This is a genomic window from Lonsdalea britannica, assembly GCF_002111595.1.
Classification (GTDB): Bacteria; Pseudomonadota; Gammaproteobacteria; order Enterobacterales; family Enterobacteriaceae; genus Lonsdalea; species Lonsdalea britannica.
Map to the genome: position 1 here is coordinate 21,618 of NZ_LUTN01000019.1, position 18,311 is coordinate 39,928.

18 protein-coding genes and 2 pseudogenes are annotated in these 18,311 nt (G+C 55.9%); 12 read left to right on the forward strand and 8 right to left on the reverse strand.

Annotated features, from left to right (window positions below; all coding sequences use genetic code 11):
- Positions 1-123 precede the first annotated feature (123 nt).
- Together AU509_RS14645 and AU509_RS14650 are read left to right on the forward strand one after the other, a co-directional pair.
- Complete coding sequence (locus AU509_RS14645) at positions 124-1,416, forward strand: dicarboxylate/amino acid:cation symporter (RefSeq protein WP_085652332.1); 1,293 nt, start codon at positions 124-126, stop codon at positions 1,414-1,416.
- 266 nt (positions 1,417-1,682) lie between these two features.
- The gene (locus AU509_RS14650; protein WP_094118692.1) at positions 1,683-3,152 is read left to right on the forward strand and encodes a M16 family metallopeptidase; all 1,470 of its coding nucleotides are present in this window, start codon (positions 1,683-1,685) and stop codon (positions 3,150-3,152) included.
- 149 nt (positions 3,153-3,301) lie between these two features.
- Here AU509_RS14650 and AU509_RS14655 read toward each other — a convergent pair whose 3' ends face one another.
- From AU509_RS14655 to AU509_RS14670, 4 genes are all read right to left on the reverse strand, one after another.
- Positions 3,302-3,502: a 2-hydroxymuconate tautomerase family protein gene (locus tag AU509_RS14655; RefSeq protein WP_094118693.1), complete on the reverse strand. Its 201-nt coding sequence runs from the start codon at positions 3,500-3,502 to the stop codon at positions 3,302-3,304.
- Positions 3,503-3,550: 48 nt separating this feature from the next.
- On the reverse strand, positions 3,551-4,564 hold the full coding sequence (gene yhjD / locus AU509_RS14660) for an inner membrane protein YhjD (RefSeq protein ID WP_085652329.1): 1,014 nt from the start codon (positions 4,562-4,564) through the stop codon (positions 3,551-3,553).
- Positions 4,565-4,731: 167 nt separating this feature from the next.
- Positions 4,732-5,289, reverse strand: coding sequence for a DcrB family lipoprotein (locus AU509_RS14665; RefSeq protein ID WP_094118694.1), 558 nt, complete (start codon positions 5,287-5,289; stop codon positions 4,732-4,734).
- A 120-nt stretch (positions 5,290-5,409) separates the two neighbouring features.
- Positions 5,410-6,063, reverse strand: a complete 654-nt coding sequence (locus AU509_RS14670; protein ID WP_085652327.1) for a 7-cyano-7-deazaguanine/7-aminomethyl-7-deazaguanine transporter — start codon at positions 6,061-6,063, stop codon at positions 5,410-5,412.
- Positions 6,064-6,255: 192 nt separating this feature from the next.
- Here AU509_RS14670 and tusA point away from each other — a divergent pair, with 192 nt between their 5' ends.
- Complete coding sequence (gene tusA, locus AU509_RS14675; RefSeq protein ID WP_085652326.1) at positions 6,256-6,504, forward strand: sulfurtransferase TusA; 249 nt, start codon at positions 6,256-6,258, stop codon at positions 6,502-6,504.
- Positions 6,505-6,533: 29 nt separating this feature from the next.
- On the opposite strand, the gene AU509_RS14680 is transcribed toward tusA, so the two are convergent.
- Complete coding sequence (locus tag AU509_RS14680) at positions 6,534-7,169, reverse strand: lysoplasmalogenase (RefSeq protein ID WP_094118695.1); 636 nt, start codon at positions 7,167-7,169, stop codon at positions 6,534-6,536.
- A 232-nt stretch (positions 7,170-7,401) separates the two neighbouring features.
- On the opposite strand from AU509_RS14680, the gene AU509_RS14685 reads away from it, so the two are divergent.
- Positions 7,402-7,728, forward strand: a complete 327-nt coding sequence (locus tag AU509_RS14685) for a DUF1820 family protein (protein WP_094118696.1) — start codon at positions 7,402-7,404, stop codon at positions 7,726-7,728.
- Positions 7,729-7,774: 46 nt separating this feature from the next.
- Here AU509_RS14685 and AU509_RS14690 read toward each other — a convergent pair whose 3' ends face one another.
- Positions 7,775-8,059 (reverse strand): DUF1145 family protein, encoded by a 285-nt coding sequence (locus tag AU509_RS14690; protein WP_176223486.1) that lies wholly within the window; start codon positions 8,057-8,059, stop codon positions 7,775-7,777.
- A gap of 31 nt (positions 8,060-8,090) precedes the next feature.
- Entirely contained in the window at positions 8,091-8,666 is a 576-nt protein-coding gene (rsmD, locus tag AU509_RS14695; protein ID WP_094118697.1) for a 16S rRNA (guanine(966)-N(2))-methyltransferase, read from the reverse strand.
- 300 nt (positions 8,667-8,966) lie between these two features.
- Between rsmD and ftsY the strand changes: the two are divergent.
- From ftsY to rpoH, 4 genes and pseudogenes are all read left to right on the forward strand, one after another.
- Positions 8,967-10,477 (forward strand): annotated as a pseudogene (ftsY, locus tag AU509_RS14700) (signal recognition particle-docking protein FtsY).
- A gap of 5 nt (positions 10,478-10,482) precedes the next feature.
- Complete coding sequence (gene ftsE / locus AU509_RS14705) at positions 10,483-11,151, forward strand: cell division ATP-binding protein FtsE (RefSeq protein WP_085652321.1); 669 nt, start codon at positions 10,483-10,485, stop codon at positions 11,149-11,151.
- A complete protein-coding gene (gene ftsX / locus AU509_RS14710) occupies positions 11,144-12,124 on the forward strand; it encodes a permease-like cell division protein FtsX (RefSeq protein WP_094118698.1) in 981 nt (326 codons plus the stop codon). Before ftsE ends, ftsX begins: the two co-directional genes overlap by 8 nt.
- Before the next feature lie 264 nt (positions 12,125-12,388).
- Positions 12,389-13,246, forward strand: a complete 858-nt coding sequence (gene rpoH, locus AU509_RS14715; RefSeq protein ID WP_085652319.1) for an RNA polymerase sigma factor RpoH — start codon at positions 12,389-12,391, stop codon at positions 13,244-13,246.
- Between the two features lie 105 nt (positions 13,247-13,351).
- On the opposite strand, the gene panM is transcribed toward rpoH, so the two are convergent.
- A complete protein-coding gene (panM, locus tag AU509_RS14720; protein ID WP_085652318.1) occupies positions 13,352-13,750 on the reverse strand; it encodes an aspartate 1-decarboxylase autocleavage activator PanM in 399 nt (132 codons plus the stop codon).
- A gap of 402 nt (positions 13,751-14,152) precedes the next feature.
- Between panM and AU509_RS14725 the strand changes: the two genes are divergently transcribed.
- The 4 genes and pseudogenes from AU509_RS14725 to livG all read left to right on the forward strand — a co-directional run bounded on the left by AU509_RS14725 (position 14,153) and on the right by livG (position 18,308).
- On the forward strand, positions 14,153-15,265 hold the full coding sequence (locus AU509_RS14725; protein ID WP_085652317.1) for a branched-chain amino acid ABC transporter substrate-binding protein: 1,113 nt from the start codon (positions 14,153-14,155) through the stop codon (positions 15,263-15,265).
- A 79-nt stretch (positions 15,266-15,344) separates the two neighbouring features.
- Positions 15,345-16,271: a high-affinity branched-chain amino acid ABC transporter permease LivH gene (livH, locus tag AU509_RS14730; RefSeq protein WP_085652316.1), complete on the forward strand. Its 927-nt coding sequence runs from the start codon at positions 15,345-15,347 to the stop codon at positions 16,269-16,271.
- Positions 16,268-17,541 (forward strand): annotated as a pseudogene (locus AU509_RS14735) (high-affinity branched-chain amino acid ABC transporter permease LivM). The gene livH and the pseudogene AU509_RS14735 overlap by 4 nt, the downstream one beginning before the upstream one ends.
- On the forward strand, positions 17,538-18,308 hold the full coding sequence (gene livG / locus AU509_RS14740) for a high-affinity branched-chain amino acid ABC transporter ATP-binding protein LivG (RefSeq protein WP_085652314.1): 771 nt from the start codon (positions 17,538-17,540) through the stop codon (positions 18,306-18,308). Before AU509_RS14735 ends, livG begins: the two are co-directional and overlap by 4 nt.
- Positions 18,309-18,311 lie beyond the last annotated feature (3 nt).

Here is an 18,311-nt window from a genome sequence, read left to right on the forward strand (position 1 = left end):
CACAAACTTAAGTTATAAAAGATATTCGAACTGTTAATGCAATGTTACTTTTCTGCGCAATCACAGGTGGCTGTGTTATGCCGTTTCTCGTCCACGTGTGCACTCCTACCCAAGGACATAATGATGAAAACATCAATCTTCAAAAGTTTGTATTTTCAAGTGATTGTGGCGATTACTATCGGGGTACTGCTGGGACATTTTTATCCATCCATCGGCGAGCAAATGAAACCGTTTGGTGATGGTTTCGTTAAATTAATTAAGATGATCATCGCGCCTGTTATCTTCTGTACGGTTGTGACGGGCATCGCCGGTATGGAAAGTATGAAAGCGGTCGGGCGGACCGGCGCCGTCGCCCTGCTGTATTTCGAAGTGGTGAGTACCGTAGCGCTGTTAATCGGGCTGGTTGTCGTCAACCTGATGCAGCCGGGCGCGGGGATGAACGTCGATCCCAGCACGCTGGATGCGGCTCTGGTGTCTAATTACGCCAGCCAGGCCGCGGAACAGGGCGTCATTCCATTCTTGTTGGACATCATTCCCGCCAGCGTGATCGGCGCGTTCGCCAGCGGCAATATCCTGCAGGTACTGCTGTTTGCGGTGATGTTTGGCTTCGCGCTGCACCGCTTAGGCGCGAAAGGGAAAATCGTTTTTGATGTGATCGAAAGCTTTTCCAAAGTCATTTTCGGCATTATCAATATGATCATGCGTCTTGCACCGCTGGGCGCGTTCGGGGCAATGGCGTTTACGATCGGTAAATACGGCGTCGGCTCGCTGGTGCAGTTGGGCCAGTTGCTGGTCTGCTTCTACGTCACCTGTCTGTTGTTTGTCATTCTAGTGCTGGGGTCTATCGCCCGCGCCACCGGCTTCAGCATCTTTAAGTTCATTCGCTACATCAAGGAAGAGCTGCTGATTGTCCTGGGGACATCTTCTTCCGAGTCGGTTTTGCCGAGGATGTTGGAAAAAATGGAGAAGGCGGGCTGTAAGAAATCGGTCGTGGGGCTGGTGATCCCGACCGGATACTCCTTCAATCTCGACGGCACTTCGATCTACCTGACGATGGCGGCGGTATTTATTGCGCAGGCCACCAATAGCCACATGGATATCTGGCATCAGGTGACGTTGCTGGTGGTGTTGCTGCTGTCTTCGAAAGGGGCGGCGGGGGTCACCGGCAGTGGGTTTATCGTGTTGGCTGCGACCATCTCCGCCGTAGGCCATTTACCGCTGGCCGGGTTGGCGCTGATTTTGGGGATCGACCGCTTTATGTCGGAAGCCCGCGCGCTGACCAATCTGGTGGGTAACGGCGTCGCGACAATCTTCGTCGCCAAGTGGGTCGGTCAGTTGGATGAAAAGCAGCTGAATGAGGTGCTGGATAACAAAAAACCTGCCAAGTCGGAGCCTTCTTCCCCGCGTATTTCCTGACGTTATTGCCTTTCTGCCCTCGGCCCGCAGCGGATTTCAACGCTGTGGGCCGCTGTTTATCTGAGACGTCAACATCCAGCATTTTTCACTTTTTTAGGTATATTTCGCCCTATTGAGTGACATCGACGAAAGCGCGTGGTCTAACCGAATGGTACACTGCGGTTCTGTTTTTTGTGAGGTGAGTACACAGTGTGGTGACCGCAGAACCGTCACCGTAATCCATAAAATGCACGTCTTCAGATAGTGATAAAAAAGCAGGGGTTCACATGCAGGGAACCAAAATCAGTCTTTTATTAGGTGGCGTTTTACTGGCGGCCGTTAGCCGTTTTGCGTTGGCGGAAGAGCTACAGCCCGATCCCGCCTGGCAGCAGGGTAAGCTGGATAACGGCTTTAACTGGCAGCTTCTGACCACCCCTCAGCGTCCCAACGACCACCTCGAACTTCGTCTGGTGGTGAATACGGGATCGTTAAGCGAAAACACACAGCAAATCGGATTTTCTCACGTCATTCCCCGCCTGGCGATGATGCCTAATGCGTCGTTTGCGCCGGGCCAACTGGCGGCATTGTGGGCGTCCTCTCCCAACGATGAGAAGCCGTCGCCGGTTGTCGTTTCGTACGATTTCACTTCCTACAATTTGAGCCTGCCGAATAACCGACCGGAGCTGCTGAAAGCGGCGTTGAGCTGGTTGGCGGAAACCGCAGGCGGGTTGTCCTTCGACGAGCAAAGTATGGTGTCGGCTCTGCAAATGGGAGACGGCGTCGCTACCCTGCCGTCTAATCCGCAAGATCCCGCCTGGCGATATCGCCTGCAAGATTCTATTCTGCTGGCGCACAATCCGGGAGAGCCGGTCAAAACGCCGCTGACGGCCGATGCGTTGCAGGCGTTCTACAAGGCGTGGTACACGCCGGATGCGATGACGCTCTATGTCGTCGGTAACGTAGACCACCGCGCCATTGTCGACCAGATTCGAAAGGTTTTCGCGCCGCTGGAAGGCAAGCGCGCGACGCCCGCACCGATGCCGGTATTGTCTCCGCTGCCCGCGGAACCGGCCCGACTGATCGGCACGGCAGGCAAACCTGACTCCATCGCGCTGGTGTGGGATACGGTCTGGCAGCCAATTCGAGATTCAAATGCACTGGCCCGCTATTGGCAACGTGACCTAGCGCGGGAGGCGATGTTCCAGCGCGTACAGCAGGCGCTGGAGAAAAGCGCGCTGAAAGAGGCCAGCGTGCGCTTCGACTGCAACGTGTTGTACGGGCGAGCCCAGTGCTCTCTGCATATGGACAACCTGAACAGCGAGCAACTGGTCGAGGGCGTCACGCTGGTGGGCAACGTGCTCAGCGAACTGCAGGACAAGGGCCTGACGCAGGGCGAATTCGATGCGCTGGTGGCGCGTAAAAATGACGAGCTGGGCAAGCTTTTCGCGACCTATGCGCGTACCGGCACCCAGATTTTGATGGAACAGCGGCTGCGCTCGCAGCGAAGCGGCGTCGTGGATATCGCGCCGGAGCAGTATCAGCAGCTGCGTAAACGCTATCTCTCTACGGTGACGCTGGAGTCTCTTAATCAGTCTCTGCGCCTGCAGCTGGCGCAAAATGCGACGCTATTGCTGCAACAGCAGCCGGGCGAACCCGAGGCCAACCTGAAAGAGCTTCTGGATATGTATAACGGAATGATGAAACCGGCTGATAGCGCAGCGCCCGCGGTGGATGAAACCGCGCCTGCAACGCCCTAGCCCGACGTCGCCAGAGGTCGGCGCGCTGGATTTGTCAGCGTGTTGGCGCTCTTCATCGTTGCTCGGTCGAGGGTTAAAACACGGACCGCCGTGCGGTCCGTCATCAGAAAGGGAACGGCGTTTTACGTGTCAACGCCGCTTCCGACGGGTCAGGACGACTTGCGTCGTTCGCTTATGCTCTGGCCGCCGACACCCAGATTATCGGCCTCCACTTCATCAATCATCACGATGATTTTGGCCGGATCCTTTCCCAGCGTGTTCTCCAGTACCTGCGTGATGCCACTGATGACCTGCGCTTTTTGCTCTGCGGTGGTGTCCTCTTTGAGGATGCGTACGGTAACAACCGGCATATGTTTCTCCTGTCTGGGTGACATGATCGGCTAAGCCGCCGATCATGATTAAGATGCAGCCGGCGGTTCGGCTGTGTCCTCAGATATGTTGTGACGTTTGGGCTTGGCGGTGGCAATCCACGCGGCGCAAAAGAGCGTCAGCTGGGCGAAGAAATAGAAAAAAGTCATCAGGCCGATCACCGAGCCAAAGGCGGCGCCGGAGGGCGAAGACGCCAGTTTGGGCAGCACGACGGTCATAATGAATTTCAATATTTCAAAGCCAACGGCAGCCAGCAAGGTTCCTCGCAACAGCGCTTTTCGATTGGGCTTGCGGCGCGGCAGAACGCCAAGAATCCAAAGAAATAACAGATAGTTGGCAAAGATAGAAATCGAAATTGCAATTAACGTCATGGCGGGCCGCAGCCACTCAATCCCTTCCAGTCCCAGCGCTATCACAATTCTGTTCTGCGCCGTACCGGCGACGGAAGTCAGGAACAGCGTGAACGCCAGCGCGATCAACAGCCCCAGCAGCGACAGGAAATCCCACAGATACTGAAAATAGATTTTCTCTTCATCATGCGGATTGCGTTCCCATTTCGTTCGGAACTGCGCACGGATGGCGTTTCGCAGGTTGCCGATCCAGTTCACCCCGGAGTACAGCGCGATCAGCAGACCGGTCAGACCCACGGTAGTACGCTGCTGTATTGCCGTATTCACGGTGTTTTTCAGCGTATTAGCGAGATTGGGATCGCTGATGCTGTTGACGATGCGGCTGATGAGCTCTGTGAGTAGATCGGGGTTTGAGGCCAGCACGAACCCGACCGTGGCGAAAGAGACCATCAGTATGGGGATCAGCGACAAAAAGGAAAAGTAGGTGATAGCCGCCCCGAACTGGCTGCCCATGCGGTCATTGAACCGTTCGACGGCACGAATAAAGTGCGCGACGTAGGGTAAAGACTGAATCCATTTACCCCAGCGGGTCAGCCGGGCGATAGGGGTTTTCTTCGCCGAAGACGAAGCGTCTTCTGGGGAAGGGGTCTGGGCCGATGTGTTGTCGGAGGGCCGTTCAGGTGTTACGGGCATGTAAAGAAACCTCTTACGCGCAGTTATCCATCCTATTGATTATAACCGACATATTCGTAATAACCGTGTTGTGCGGGCTTGGGTCAGGAATAAACGGCGAAACAGGGCGTGTTCGTCATTGTTGGAAAGGCCGTTCAGGGCCGGTATGAGGCCCTGAACGATCAGACTCAGTTGAGTTTCAGCGTACGGATAATATTTTCCGCATCGGTCTGCGCCTGCTGCTGATTGTCTGCCGGGAGGGTAATTTGCAGCGTCATCAGATGGTCGCCGACGATACCCAGAACGACAGAGGAATAGGCTTTCTGACCGCTGCTGGAGATGATGCTGTCCAACTGCTGCAGCTTATGGCCGTCGACATCAATGGTTTTATTGGTGACGACCTGCAGATTGGCGTCACGGGTACGCTGCTGATCTTCCAAACGCTGGCTCAGTACCGGCAGATCTTCGGTGGTGCTGTCGCCCAGAATCACGATGACGGCTTTCTGCCCGCTTTTGTTGGCATACACGTGCATGTTATTGGCCTGATTGCCCAGCTTGCCGCTCTGATCGCTCAGATCAGCGGGCAGAGTGAACGTTAGCTTGCCGGAGAGCAACGAGATCGTCTGGCTGCTCTGAGCCTGCGCCGCCGTATCGGCGGTGGAAGACGTCTCATCGTTTTTGCCATCGCAGGCGGCTAGCGTCGCGGCCAGCAATCCGATTCCGATAAATTTGACTACTTTCGACATAGCGGCTCTTTCCTTAACCAGAAAACATCAATGCGGCTATGCCACCTGATTCAGGCAGTAAAAACAAGCGTTTTGTTGTCACAAAGCCTGTCTGTCGGCCCCTTTCGGGACAATCTGGTGTTATGCCGTCTGTGGCGTCCGTTCGCTCAAACGTTTGAGCAGCATGTTCAGCATGATGCCGTACATCGGCAGGAACAGAATGCCGCAAATCAGGATCTTGAAGGTGTAATCCACCAATGCGATCTCCACCCAGTGCGTGGACATGAACGGGTCCGGGCTGCGATAGAACGCGATAAAGAAGAACGCCAGCGTGTCGCAGAGGTTGCCGAGTACGGTGGACGCCGAGGGCGCGACCCACCAGGCGCTGCGCTGCCGCAGGCGGTTAAAGACGTGGACGTCCAGAATTTGTCCCAGTACGTAAGCCATAAAGCTGGCGCAGGCGATGCGGGCGACCACGATATTGATTTGACTCAGCGAGGCTAAGCCCTGCCAGCTGCCGTCATAAAATAGCGCGGAAACCAGATAGGAAATCGCCAGCGCCGGGATCATCACCAGCAGAATAATGCGTCGTGCCAGCGGCGCGCCGAAAATCCGCACCGTCAGGTCCGTCGCCAGAAAAATAAACGGGAAGGTGAAAGCGCCCCAGGTGGTGTGAAAGCCGAAGATGGAAACCGGCAGCTGCACTAAGTAGTTACTGGAGGTGATAATCAGGATGTGGAACAGCGTGAGCCAGCACAATGCTGTCAGCCGCTGCTGCGGCGTAAAGTCAAACATGTCGCGACCTTTTTGGGTTTATGGGGTGAGGGAACCCAGTGACAACGTTCTGCTTGGCGCAGGACGTCAATAAAACGGCATCATACCCATTTCCGTTTTCTTTGAACATGGGGGTTTTTCGCGGCTTGCGCCCTGAAATTCGCAGCGTAAACTAAGGCCGCTATCCATCGACAACCCCTTTTGAGACTCGCCATGACCGATATTTTTGCCCACGCCGACCGAACCCTCGACACGCTAGGACTACGCTGTCCGGAACCTGTAATGCTGGTGCGCAAAACGGTTCGCGAAATGGCCGCGGGAGAGACGCTGCTGATTCTTGCCGATGACCCCGCGACGACGCGCGATATTCCCGGTTTCTGCGTGTTTATGGAGCACGAGCTGCTCGGTCAGACGACGGATGCTTTGCCCTATCGCTATCTCTTGCGTAAAGCGGGCAAATAACCCGCTTCTGCTCACGCTCCGTTTGACACTCAGGCATAGATGGAACGGACAATCAGGAAATGGCCGCCGAAATAGCAGATGGCCAAAATCACCTGATGAGCCGGAAATTTAAAGCGGAAGTGATAAATCAGCCAGGATGCATGCCCGATAAAGAGCAGGGCCGCGCCGACCAGCAGCGACAGGTTGTAGTCGGTGCTTGCGGCAAAATAGGGGCCGCCCGCCACCCACACCATGATGGCGGTCATGGCGATAAATGCGCATACCGGCAGACGCAGCGTGTCCAGTCGGGTCCACAGCATCGCAACCAGCAACGCCGACACGATGGCGAGCAGCAGCAGCAGCGGCAGCGGCCAGAACAAATTCAGCGTCATCTGGGTGGACAGGAAGCTGATGGTGTAGAGCAGATGGGCGACGAAGTAAGCGCCGATGGCGTACAACATTCTCTGTGCGGGCAGCAGCAACAGCGCATCGCCGGCGAGTGTCACCAGCAGGCCCAGAACGATGAGGTAAGCCGGAACGTTCAGTATCGGCGCCTGCCAGGCCAGCGCGATCAGCAAGAGTAAGGTGAGGGGCTTAAACAGCCAGCGCTGCCAGGTGGGACCGCGATAGCTGGCATCGACATACAGCCAGCCGGAGAAAAGAACGGCAATAAATGACCAAAGCATAGAACGTCCTTAAATGTGGGAAATTCAGACGGCCAGAAGTGCGAGTGCGCCGAGGCGAAACCCGGCTTCTGGTATGAATCTGCACAATGATTGCTCTTTCAGTGTAGGTGATCGACCCTAAGCCAGACAACGGCGGGATGGCGGATGCGGGGGGTAGGGCATCATGCTAAGGTAGCGCCGAATAGGTGGCACTACGTTATGGTTAATCGCTCGAAAGGGAGAATGTTGTTGAATGAGTAATGAATCCGCACTCTACCGCATTCAATTTATGAACAACGGTAAGAACTATCAGCTCTATGTCCGAGAATTGGCGCAGAGCGCGCTGTTCGGCTTTATCGAAATCGCCGACTTCGTGTTTGAAAGCCCGTCGGAGCTGTTGGTCGATCCGAGTACGGAAAAACTGAAGACCGAATTTGCCGGCGTTGACCGCAGCTATATTCCGCTGCAGGCGGTGATTCGCATTGATTCGGTGAAAGAGCGCGAGCGCGGCAGTTCACGGATTGCTGAGCTCGGCGACAATGTGACCCATTTCCCTTACCTGCCCGGCAAGAAGCCCTAATCCCGGTGGTCAGGCATCCGCCTTGCATGTGCGGATGCCCTTGCGCCTAGCGCTTTTTCGGTTTGCTGTTCTGCGGCTGATGACGCTGCCACGCCATCAGCTCGAATACCCCGAACAGAAAGATCCGCAGTTGCGTCATCCCGCTGATGGGCGGGGCATCTTTTGGCTGGCTGGCCTTCAGCAGCAGATACTGCATGCCGTGCATCAGTACCATGAACACCATTGCTACCGTCATGAAGATGTTTAACGGTCGCGGAAATGGCTGAATCAGGTTCATGATCAGAAAGCCCCATACGCCCAGCATCAGTAATCGTCCGAGATTAATCCAAATTATCATAGTGTCCTCTGAGGTTGCCGGTCTGTCAGCCGCGCGCGTAAAGCCGATAGGCGACCTGGCCTGCGACTTTTTCACGGTGCAGCTGCCAGTTGGCCGGAAGGTTCAGGGTGCGGTTTTCCGCCTCTGTTTCAATATAGATCCAGGCGTCGTCCGCCAGCCAACCTTGTGTTTCCAGTAGGTTGACCGTGTTGTTCAACAATCCCTGTCGAAACGGTGGATCGAGAAAGACCACGTCAAAGGCCTCTCCTGGCTGAGCCAGCCACTGCAGCGCATCAGTATGGATCACGCTGGCGTTTTCCGCCCGGAGCAGCGACAGATTTTGGCTGAGCTGACGCGCAATGCCGCGTTCTGCCTCCAACAGCGTGGCGTGAGCGGCGTACCGCGACAGCGCTTCCAGCGCCAACGCGCCGCTGCCCGCAAAGCAGTCCAGACAGCGTGCCTGCTGGATCACCGGCGCCAGCCAGTTAAACAGCGTTTCCCGCACGCGATCGGTGGTGGGGCGCAGGCCGGGGCTATGGGGAACGGGAAGTTTTCTGCCGCGCCACTGGCCGCCGATGATTCGAATTTGTCCGGGTGCGGATGTCGCGTGTTGTTTTGCCATTAGCCTGCCATTCACTGAGGTTCGTTACCGGTCGCAACCGTATAGGGTTGAAAGTAGCGCTATTCTAACGGGGCCGGGCCATCGAGGAAATGCAAAGATATTCGCCTATTGAAGGGCGTCGCAACTTCCGTCTCCCGGCATTTTTCTCCTTGTATATTGAAACACTTGGTTACGCAGATTGTCTGCGTTCAGGGCCGTACGCCGCGTGTTGCTGCGGTCGGGAAAGTGTTAAACTCTGCTCTTTATCGACTTCATAATTATTCATCATCTGCACTGGATGGCGAGGAGCGCAATTACAAGATGGCTAAACAGAAGAAGCGCGGATTTTTTTCCTGGCTGGGATTGGGACGTCAGGAAGAAGAAAAGACTGAGCAATCGCAGACACAACCTGAATCAGGCGAGATGGCGCACTCAGATCCGGATGCGCAGATCGTCTCTACTGAAGCCTCGGCACCCCAAGAGGCTGAACGCCAGCCGTTGAACCCGGATGATGACGCGCCAGCGCCCGTTGAGCGCGAAGAAACCGCCGAGGTGGCGGATAACACGCCGCTCGGCGAGATGCCGGAAGAGGCGGATGTGGTCGACAAAACGGCTGATGAGCCGGTCACCGCCACCGTGGAAGAAACGGCGCCGCAAGCCGTCGAAGCATCGGACAGTCCGGTGCAAACCGCATCGCCGGAAGAGATTCTGTTGCAGGAAGAGGCACTGGAAACGGCTCGTCAGGACGTGGAAGACGCGCCGTTAGAGGAGCTGGAGCCTGACGTCGTCGAAGAGGAACCGCAAGCGGTCGTCGTTGCGCAGGCTGAAGTGCCGGAAGACGAACCCGCAGAGGCCGTCGACGAAACGGCGTTAACGCCGTCAGCGTTGCCTCAGGAGCAGGAACGTCCTACCAAAGAAGGTTTTTTTAGCCGCCTCAAGCGCAGCCTGGTGAAAACCCGGCAGAATTTGGGTTCTGGATTTGTCTCATTGTTCCGCGGTAAGAAAATTGACGACGATCTGTTCGAAGAGCTCGAAGAACAACTGCTGATCGCGGATGTGGGGATGGATACCACCCGCAAGATCATCGCCAGCCTGACGGAACACGCCAGCCGCAAGCAGCTCAAAGACGCCGAAGCATTGATGGCGCTGTTGAAAGAAGAGATGGCCGCCATTCTGGAAAAAGTCGATGAGCCGCTGAATATCGAAGGCAAAACGCCTTTCGTGATTCTGATGGTCGGCGTGAACGGCGTGGGTAAAACCACCACCATCGGCAAAATGGCGCGCCAATATCAGGCTCAGGGCAAGTCAGTGATGCTGGCCGCGGGGGATACCTTCCGCGCGGCGGCGGTAGAACAGCTGCAGGTCTGGGGCGAGCGCAACAACGTGCCGGTCGTGGCGCAGCATACCGGTGCGGACTCCGCTTCCGTTATCTTTGACGCGATTCAGGCGGCGAAAGCGCGCGGCGTGGATGTGCTGATCGCCGATACGGCGGGCCGTCTGCAGAATAAATCCCATCTGATGGAAGAGTTGAAAAAAATCGTCCGCGTCATGAAGAAACTGGACGAGCAGGCCCCGCATGAAGTGATGCTGACGCTGGACGCCAGCACCGGCCAGAATGCGGTGAGTCAGGCTAAACTGTTTAACGAGGCGGTAGGCTGAGCGGTATCGCCCTCACCAAACTGGACGGAACGGCCAAAGGCGGCGTGATTTTCGCCATCGCCGATCAGTTCGGTATTCCTATCCGCTACATCGGGGTAGGGGAGCGCATCGAGGATTTAAGGCCATTCAAGGCTGACGATTTTATTGAGGCACTTTTTGCCCGTGAGGACTAAGACGGATGATTCGTTTCGAGCAGGTCAGTAAGGCGTATCGTGGCGGTCGCCAGGCATTGCAAGGCGTTGATTTTCATGTCCGACCCGCGGAGATGGTCTTTCTGACCGGCCACTCCGGCGCAGGGAAAAGCACCCTGCTGAAGTTGATTTGCGGGATAGAACGACCGAGCGCGGGACAGATCCTGTTTGGCGGCCATGACATCAGCCGGTTGAAGAAGAGCGAAATCCCCTTCCTGCGCCGTCAGGTCGGTATGATTTTTCAGGATCACCACCTGCTAATGGATCGCTCCGTTTATGAAAACGTGGCAATGCCGCTCATCATTGCCGGCGCATCGGTGGAAGATATTCGGCGTCGCGTGTCGGCGGCGCTGGACAAAGTGGGGCTGCTGGATAAAGCGCGCAGCTACCCCATTCAGCTCTCCGGGGGTGAACAACAGCGTGTGGGCATTGCCCGCGCGGTGGTGAACAAGCCCGTGGTGCTGCTGGCTGATGAACCGACGGGCAACCTCGACGACGAATTGTCCGAAGATATCCTGCGTCTGTTCGAAGAATTTAACCGCGTCGGCGTTACGGTGCTGATGGCAACCCATGATACGGGGCTGATCGCCAGCCGCCGTTACCGGGTTTTGACGCTGTCTCAAGGTCATATGCTGGGAGATAACGTCAATGGCTAATCATCAGGTTCGCAGAAAAGAGAAACACAAACGTCCCGTCAGTAAGGCCCGCGCGCTGAAAGGCGGCTGGCAGGAGCAATGGCGCTACGCCTGGGGGAACACGCTGCGGGATATGCTGCGCCAGCCGCTGGCGACGCTGTTGACCATTATGGTCATCGCGATTTCCCTGACGCTGCCGAGCATCTGTTATCTGGTGTGGAAAAACGTCAGTCAGGCCGCGACGCAGTGGTATCCCACTCCTCAGCTGACCATCTATCTGGATAAGTCGCTGGACGATAAAGCGGCGGAGGGCGTGATCGCTAAAATTCAGGCGACGGACGGGGTCGATAAGGTCAACTATCTGTCGCGTAACGAGGCGATGGGCGAGTTCCGCAACTGGTCCGGTTTTGGCGGCGCGTTGGATATGCTGGAAGAAAATCCGTTGCCGGCCGTGGCCATTGTGACGCCCAAAATGACGTTCCAGAGCGCGGAGACGATGACGTCCCTGCGGGACCGCATTACCGCCGTTGAAGGCGTCGATGAAGTGCGAATGGACGACAGCTGGTATTCGCGTCTGGTGGCGATGACCGGACTCGTCGGGCAAATCGCCTTTACGATCGGCGTGCTGATGATCGTGGCGGTGTTCCTGGTGATCGGCAACAGCATTCGTCTGAGCATTTTCAGCCGTAGAGATACCATCAACGTCATGAAGCTGATTGGCGCGACCGATGGCTTCATTCTGCGGCCGTTCCTGAACGGCGGGGCGCTCCTGGGTCTGTGCGGCGCGGTGTTGTCGCTGATCTTGTCTCAGGCGCTGGTGTGGAAGCTCTCTGCGGCTACCGCGCAGGTCGCCGCCGTCTTCGGCACGACGTTCGCGGTGAAAGGAATGGGCTGGGATGAAGGCCTGCTGCTGCTGCTGGTCGCCGCAATGATTGGCTGGCTGGCCGCGTGGCTGGCGACGGTCCAACATTTACGCCGCTTTACACCGGAGTAAGGGTTTTCTGATATACTCTTCCCTTGTAAAAGGGATTAAATGTCAAGGGAAGAGTATGAAAAAAACCGCTTCCGTAAACACTTTTTCTCCTGATTTATTCTTACTGCACAGCCGTCTTGATATGTAAAAGAAGATGGATAAAATTGTGTGAACTTGTGAGATAAGTCACGCTCTAATAATGAGCGAATTCTAGATTTGAACGTTGATGTGGGTTAGACATTGCTTGTCATGTCCGACGACATAAACAAACCATGAGAGGGTTGAATGACCAAAGATATGCAAACTTTCACCTTAGTTCCCCAGGGCAGTCTGGAAGGGTATATTCGTGCCGCCAATGCCTATCCGATGCTGACGGCGGAGGAAGAACGGGCACTGGCTGAACGGCTGCATTTTGAGGGCGACCTGGATGCGGCTAAGCAGCTGATCCTGTCACACCTGCGCTTTGTCGTTCACGTAGCCCGCAACTATTCCGGCTATGGTCTGCCGCAAGCGGATTTGATCCAGGAAGGCAATATCGGCCTGATGAAAGCCGTGCGTCGGTTCAACCCTGATGTCGGCGTGCGACTGGTGTCTTTTGCCGTCCACTGGATCAAGGCGGAAATCCACGAATACGTGCTGCGCAACTGGCGCATCGTCAAGGTCGCTACGACCAAGGCTCAGCGTAAGCTGTTCTTTAACCTGCGTAAAACCAAGCAGCGTTTGGGCTGGTTCAATCAGGATGAAGTCGAGCTGGTCGCGCGCGAGCTGGGGGTGACCAGCAAAGACGTGCTCGAGATGGAATCCCGCATGGCGGCGCAGGACATGACTTTCGATCCGGCGCCGGAAGATGACGCGCAGCCGGGACACGGCATGGCGCCCATGCTGTACCTGCAGGACAAAACGTCCGACTTTGCCGATGGCATCGAGGAAGACAACTGGGAAAGCCATGCGGCCGATAAACTGGCCCATGCGATGGAAGGTCTGGACGAACGTAGCCAGCATATTATCCGCGCCCGTTGGCTGGACGACGATAATAAGTCCACCCTGCAGGAACTGGCCGATCGCTATGGCGTATCCGCCGAGCGTGTACGTCAGTTGGAAAAGAACGCCATGAAAAAACTGCGCACGGCGATAGAAGCCTAAACAGGCTCACGACTGAACATCGCCGAAAGCAACGGCCGGGCTTGTCTTGGCCGTTGCTGTTTTCATACCAGGTAAAGGCTGATAACTCAGAACGGCCCCGCTGAATTACCGGCTGTATTTCCAACCGCCGGATACCGGATCAAACCCGCAGGATCGCATAAACGCATCCATCACGCTTTCACTGACCAAGGCATGATCGGCTGCATCCAGCCACCACTCTTTGACGTGCGGCAGCGCCCGCAGCACTTCTTCGACTAAATATTTCCCCACTCCTCGCCGACGCGTGACATCCCTTATTTGCAGATCGCAGAGTTTGGCGCTGTCCTGTTTAATTTCCACGATGACGGCCCCGAGCAGGCGATCGTTGAACCGCGCGGCGAACAGCTGGTGGTCAGGGTTCAGGCTCTGCTCCAACTGCGTGAAGTTTTGATGTGGCCATAGCGGGCTTAGATCCAGCTTGTCCTGGTCGGTAAAAGAAGTCAGGCATTCCACGGTCAGTTTCATGCGATGTGCTCCGATTGATGGCGAAGACGATTGTAGTGAGTAGACGCCAGAAAGGTTGTGTCATTTTTTATGTACAGTTTACAGGGCAATGTTTTTCACTTTGGTCATTTTTCGAGTTATTAATTACCTTTCTATATGTCGGTTAGCATAACTGACTAGATATGAAGCAAACCCTGGGGATTAAGACTAAAATTTTATGCTGTTTACACCGTGACTTACTGCGTGTGCGAGTTGCTATGTAGCATAAAATTCCTGTTTAATGGCATGAAAAATAAAATCTTATTGCTAACTATTGCCAAATATTAAGCCTAACTTGTTATTACTTATAAAAAAAGCGTGGGTAGTCACGGTTAGCGCCAAAAATGATCGCAATAAATGAAAATTAGAATGGGGTAAAACGGGATGAAATTAAGCAAAGGCAAAATGTTGCTGATGGGATGTATGGCGATGACGTTGGGTCACGCTGTTAACGCGGCGGATATCAAAGTGGCCGTCGTTGGGGCAATGTCTGGCCCGGTCGCACAGTATGGCGATATGGAATTTAACGGCGCTCGTCAGGCCATCGCGGATATCAACGCCAAGGGCGGCGTCAACGGCAATAAGCTGGTCGGTGTTGAATATGATGACGCCTGCGACCCGAAACAAGCGGTCGCCGTCGCCAACAAAGTGATTAATGACGGCATCCACTATGTCATTGGTCATTTATGCTCTTCCTCCACCCAGCCCGCGTCGGATATCTATGAAGATGAAGGCGTGATCATGATTACGCCCGCCGCTACCAACGCCAACCTGACGACCCGGGGTTATGAGCTGATCCTGCGCACTACCGGGCTGGATTCCGATCAGGGCCCGACCGCCGCCAAATACATTCTTGAAACCGTGAAGCCGCAGCGTATCGCCGTCGTGCATGACAAACAGCAGTACGGTGAAGGTCTGGCGCGCGCCGTTCAGGACAACCTGAAAAAGAGCAATGGCAACGTCGTCCTGTTTGAAGGCGTGACCGCCGGAGATAAAGATTTCTCTACGCTGGTCGCGCGTTTGAAGAAAGAGAACGTCGATTTTGTTTACTTCGGCGGCTACTACCCGGAAATGGGGCAGATCCTGCGCCAGGCGCGTCAAGCGGGTCTGAAAGCTAAGTTCATGGGGCCGGAAGGCGTGGGTAACTCCTCGCTGTCCAATATTGCGGGCGATGCCTCAGAAGGCATGCTGGTCACTCTGCCGAAACGCTACGATCAGGTGCCGGCGAACCAATCCGTCGTGGCGTCGCTGAAAGCGAAGAATCTCGACCCGTCAGGCCCGTTCGTATGGACGACATATGCCGCGTTGCAGTCTCTGACCACGGCCATGCAGCGTTCCGGCAGCATGGAACCCGCCAAACTGGCCGCCGATCTGAAGGCCAAGCCGGTGGAAACGGTGATGGGCCCGTTGAGCTGGGATGAAAAAGGTGACCTGAAAGGGTTTGAGTTTGGTGTATTTGAGTGGCACGCAGACGGTACTTCCTCCTCCGTGAAGTGATTGACTGAATCCGTATTACTCCCTGAATACCGTTGTCCTTCCGTCTCCTGACGGCGGGGCAACGTCAAAGGTTTAAGGTATGTCCGAGCAGTTCCTCTATTTCATTCAGCAGATGTCCAACGGTTTGACGTTGGGCAGCACCTATGCGCTGATCGCCATTGGTTACACCATGGTTTACGGCATTATCGGCATGATTAACTTCGCCCACGGCGAAGTGTATATGATCGGTAGCTATGTCTCCTTTATCGTGATTGCCGCCCTGATGATGATGGGTATCGACACCGGCTGGCTGCTGATCAGCGTCGCCTTTGTCGCGGCGGTCGTGATTTCCAGCGCGTATGGCTGGAGCATTGAGCGCGTGGCCTACAAGCCGGTGCGCAGCTCCAAACGTCTGATTGCGCTGATTTCCGCCATTGGGATGTCTATTTTCCTGCAAAACTACGTCAGCCTGACTCAGGGATCGCGCGACGTGGCACTGCCTAGCCTGATCCACGGTCAGTGGATATTGGGCGAAAGTAACGGTTTTGCCGCTACCCTCAGTACGATGCAGTTGACCATCTGGGTGGTCACCTTCCTGACCATGCTGGCGCTGACGCTGTTTATTCGCTATTCGCGTATGGGCCGCGCCTGCCGCGCCTGTGCGGAAGATTTGAAAATGGCTAGCCTGCTGGGTATCAGTACGGATCGGGTAATCTCGCTGACGTTTGTGATCGGCGCGGCGATGGCCGCGGTCGCCGGCGTCCTGCTAGGACAATTTTACGGCGTTATTAACCCCTACATCGGCTTCATGGCGGGTATGAAGGCGTTTACCGCCGCGGTGCTGGGCGGTATCGGCAGCATCCCCGGCGCGATGATCGGCGGCCTGATTCTGGGTATTGCAGAAGCGCTGACCTCCGCTTATCTGAGCACGGAATACAAAGACGTGGTGTCGTTCGCCCTGTTGATTGTCGTGCTGCTGGTGATGCCTACCGGTATTCTGGGCCGTCCGGAGGTAGAGAAGGTATGAAACAGCATAACGTCTTCAACGCCTTCTTCTCGGCGTTTGTCCTGCTGGTGCTGGCCTCATTCATGATGGGAATGCAGTTGAGCCTGGATGGCACGAAGCTGGTGGTTCATGGCGCGGATAAAGTGCGCTGGTACTGGATCGCCGCAGGCTGTGTCGTGGTTTTTCTGTTCCAACTGCTGCGTCCTCTGCTGGCGCGGGGCGCGCAGCAATTTTCCGGTAAAGGTCTGGTGCTGCCGAGCTTTGACGGCAGTACGCCTCGGCAGAAACTGCTGGCGCTGCTGCTGATTGCCGCTGCGGTGGCCTGGCCGTTTATCGTGTCCCGCGGCACGGTCGACATCGCCACGCTGACGCTGATTTATATCATGCTGGGTTTGGGTCTGAACGTGGTGGTGGGCCTGTCCGGTCTGCTGGTTCTGGGCTACAGCGGCTTCTATGCGATTGGCGCTTATACCTATGCGTTGCTGAGCAACTACTACGGGCTTGGTTTCTGGCAGTCTCTGCCGCTGGCGGGGCTGACGGCGGCGCTGTCCGGCTTTCTGCTGGGATTCCCGGTGCTCAGGCTGCGCGGCGATTATCTGGCGATCGTGACGCTGGGATTCGGCGAAATTGTCCGTATCCTTCTGCTTAACAACACCGCGTGGACCGGCGGCCCGAACGGCATCAGCCAAATTCCCAAGCCAACGCTGTTTGGGCTGGAGTTCAGCCGCACGCCGCGTGAGGGCGGATGGGATACGTTCCATCATTTCTTCGGGCTTGCTTACGATCCCGGCGACCGCATTATCTTCCTGTATCTGGTCGCGTTACTGCTGGTGGTACTGACGCTGTTCATCATCAACCGCCTGTTGCGTATGCCGCTGGGCCGTGCATGGGAAGCGCTGCGGGAAGATGAAATCGCCTGCCGCTCTCTGGGCCTCAGCCCGACCAAAATCAAACTGACGGCCTTTACCATCAGCGCCGCGTTTGCGGGCTTTGCCGGCACGCTGTTTGCCGCCCGTCAGGGATTTATCAGCCCCGAGTCGTTTACCTTCGCCGAGTCCGCCTTCGTGCTGGCTATCGTCGTGCTGGGCGGTATGGGGTCGCAGTTCGCGGTTATTCTGGCAGCGGTGCTGCTGGTGGTTTCCCGTGAGCTGATGCGCGATCTCAACGAGTACAGCATGCTGTTGCTGGGCGCCTGATGGTGCTGATGATGATCTGGCGTCCGCAGGGACTGTTGCCGATGAAACGGCCGCAGATGAAGCTGAAGGTTGAGGATAAGGAAGGACAGGCATGAGTACGCAGCCATTATTATCGGTACGGGGCCTGATGATGCGTTTCGGCGGTCTGCTGGCCGTCAACAATGTTGAGCTGGATCTGCATGCCGGTGAAATCGTCTCGTTAATTGGTCCGAACGGCGCAGGCAAGACCACCATTTTTAACTGCCTGACCGGATTTTATCGCCCGACCGGCGGCACGATTCTGTTACGCGATCAGCATCTCGAATCGCTGCCAGGACAGCAGATCGCCCGAATGGGCGTCGTGCGCACGTTCCAGCATGTGCGTTTGTTCCGCGAGATGACGGTGATTGAAAACCTGCTGGTCGCTCAGCATCAGCACCTGAAAAGCGGCGTCTTCGCCGGACTATTGAAAACCCCTGCCTTTCGCCGTGCGGAAGCGGACGCGCAGGCGCGCGCCGTCACTTGGCTGGAGCGAGTCGGGCTGTTGGATCTGGCGAACCGTCAGGCTGGCAATCTGGCCTATGGGCAGCAGCGCCGGTTGGAAATCGCCCGCTGTATGGTGACGCGTCCGGAGCTGTTGATGCTGGACGAACCGGCCGCAGGTCTGAACCCGAAAGAAACCGACGAGCTGAACGACCTGATTGTCGATCTGCGCGATAACCATCAGGTCTCCGTCCTGCTGATTGAACACGATATGAAACTGGTGATGGGCATTTCAAACCGCATCTACGTGGTGAATCAGGGGACGCCGCTGGCACAGGGCACGCCGGCTGAGATTCGTAATAACCCGGATGTGATCCGTGCCTATCTGGGTGAAGGATAAGGT

Coding starts and splice junctions, on each gene's coding strand:
- AU509_RS14645 (WP_085652332.1), top strand. CDS start 124: ATGAAAACATCAATCTTCAAAAGTTTGTATTTTCAAGTGATTGTGGCG.
- AU509_RS14650 (WP_094118692.1), top strand. CDS start 1,683: ATGCAGGGAACCAAAATCAGTCTTTTATTAGGTGGCGTTTTACTGGCG.
- AU509_RS14655 (WP_094118693.1), bottom strand. CDS start 3,502: ATGCCGGTTGTTACCGTACGCATCCTCAAAGAGGACACCACCGCAGAG.
- yhjD (WP_085652329.1), bottom strand. CDS start 4,564: ATGCCCGTAACACCTGAACGGCCCTCCGACAACACATCGGCCCAGACC.
- AU509_RS14665 (WP_094118694.1), bottom strand. CDS start 5,289: ATGTCGAAAGTAGTCAAATTTATCGGAATCGGATTGCTGGCCGCGACG.
- AU509_RS14670 (WP_085652327.1), bottom strand. CDS start 6,063: ATGTTTGACTTTACGCCGCAGCAGCGGCTGACAGCATTGTGCTGGCTC.
- tusA (WP_085652326.1), top strand. CDS start 6,256: ATGACCGATATTTTTGCCCACGCCGACCGAACCCTCGACACGCTAGGA.
- AU509_RS14680 (WP_094118695.1), bottom strand. CDS start 7,169: ATGCTTTGGTCATTTATTGCCGTTCTTTTCTCCGGCTGGCTGTATGTC.
- AU509_RS14685 (WP_094118696.1), top strand. CDS start 7,402: ATGAGTAATGAATCCGCACTCTACCGCATTCAATTTATGAACAACGGT.
- rsmD (WP_094118697.1), bottom strand. CDS start 8,666: ATGGCAAAACAACACGCGACATCCGCACCCGGACAAATTCGAATCATC.
- ftsE (WP_085652321.1), top strand. CDS start 10,483: ATGATTCGTTTCGAGCAGGTCAGTAAGGCGTATCGTGGCGGTCGCCAG.
- ftsX (WP_094118698.1), top strand. CDS start 11,144: ATGGCTAATCATCAGGTTCGCAGAAAAGAGAAACACAAACGTCCCGTC.
- rpoH (WP_085652319.1), top strand. CDS start 12,389: ATGACCAAAGATATGCAAACTTTCACCTTAGTTCCCCAGGGCAGTCTG.
- panM (WP_085652318.1), bottom strand. CDS start 13,750: ATGAAACTGACCGTGGAATGCCTGACTTCTTTTACCGACCAGGACAAG.
- AU509_RS14725 (WP_085652317.1), top strand. CDS start 14,153: ATGAAATTAAGCAAAGGCAAAATGTTGCTGATGGGATGTATGGCGATG.
- livH (WP_085652316.1), top strand. CDS start 15,345: ATGTCCGAGCAGTTCCTCTATTTCATTCAGCAGATGTCCAACGGTTTG.
- livG (WP_085652314.1), top strand. CDS start 17,538: ATGAGTACGCAGCCATTATTATCGGTACGGGGCCTGATGATGCGTTTC.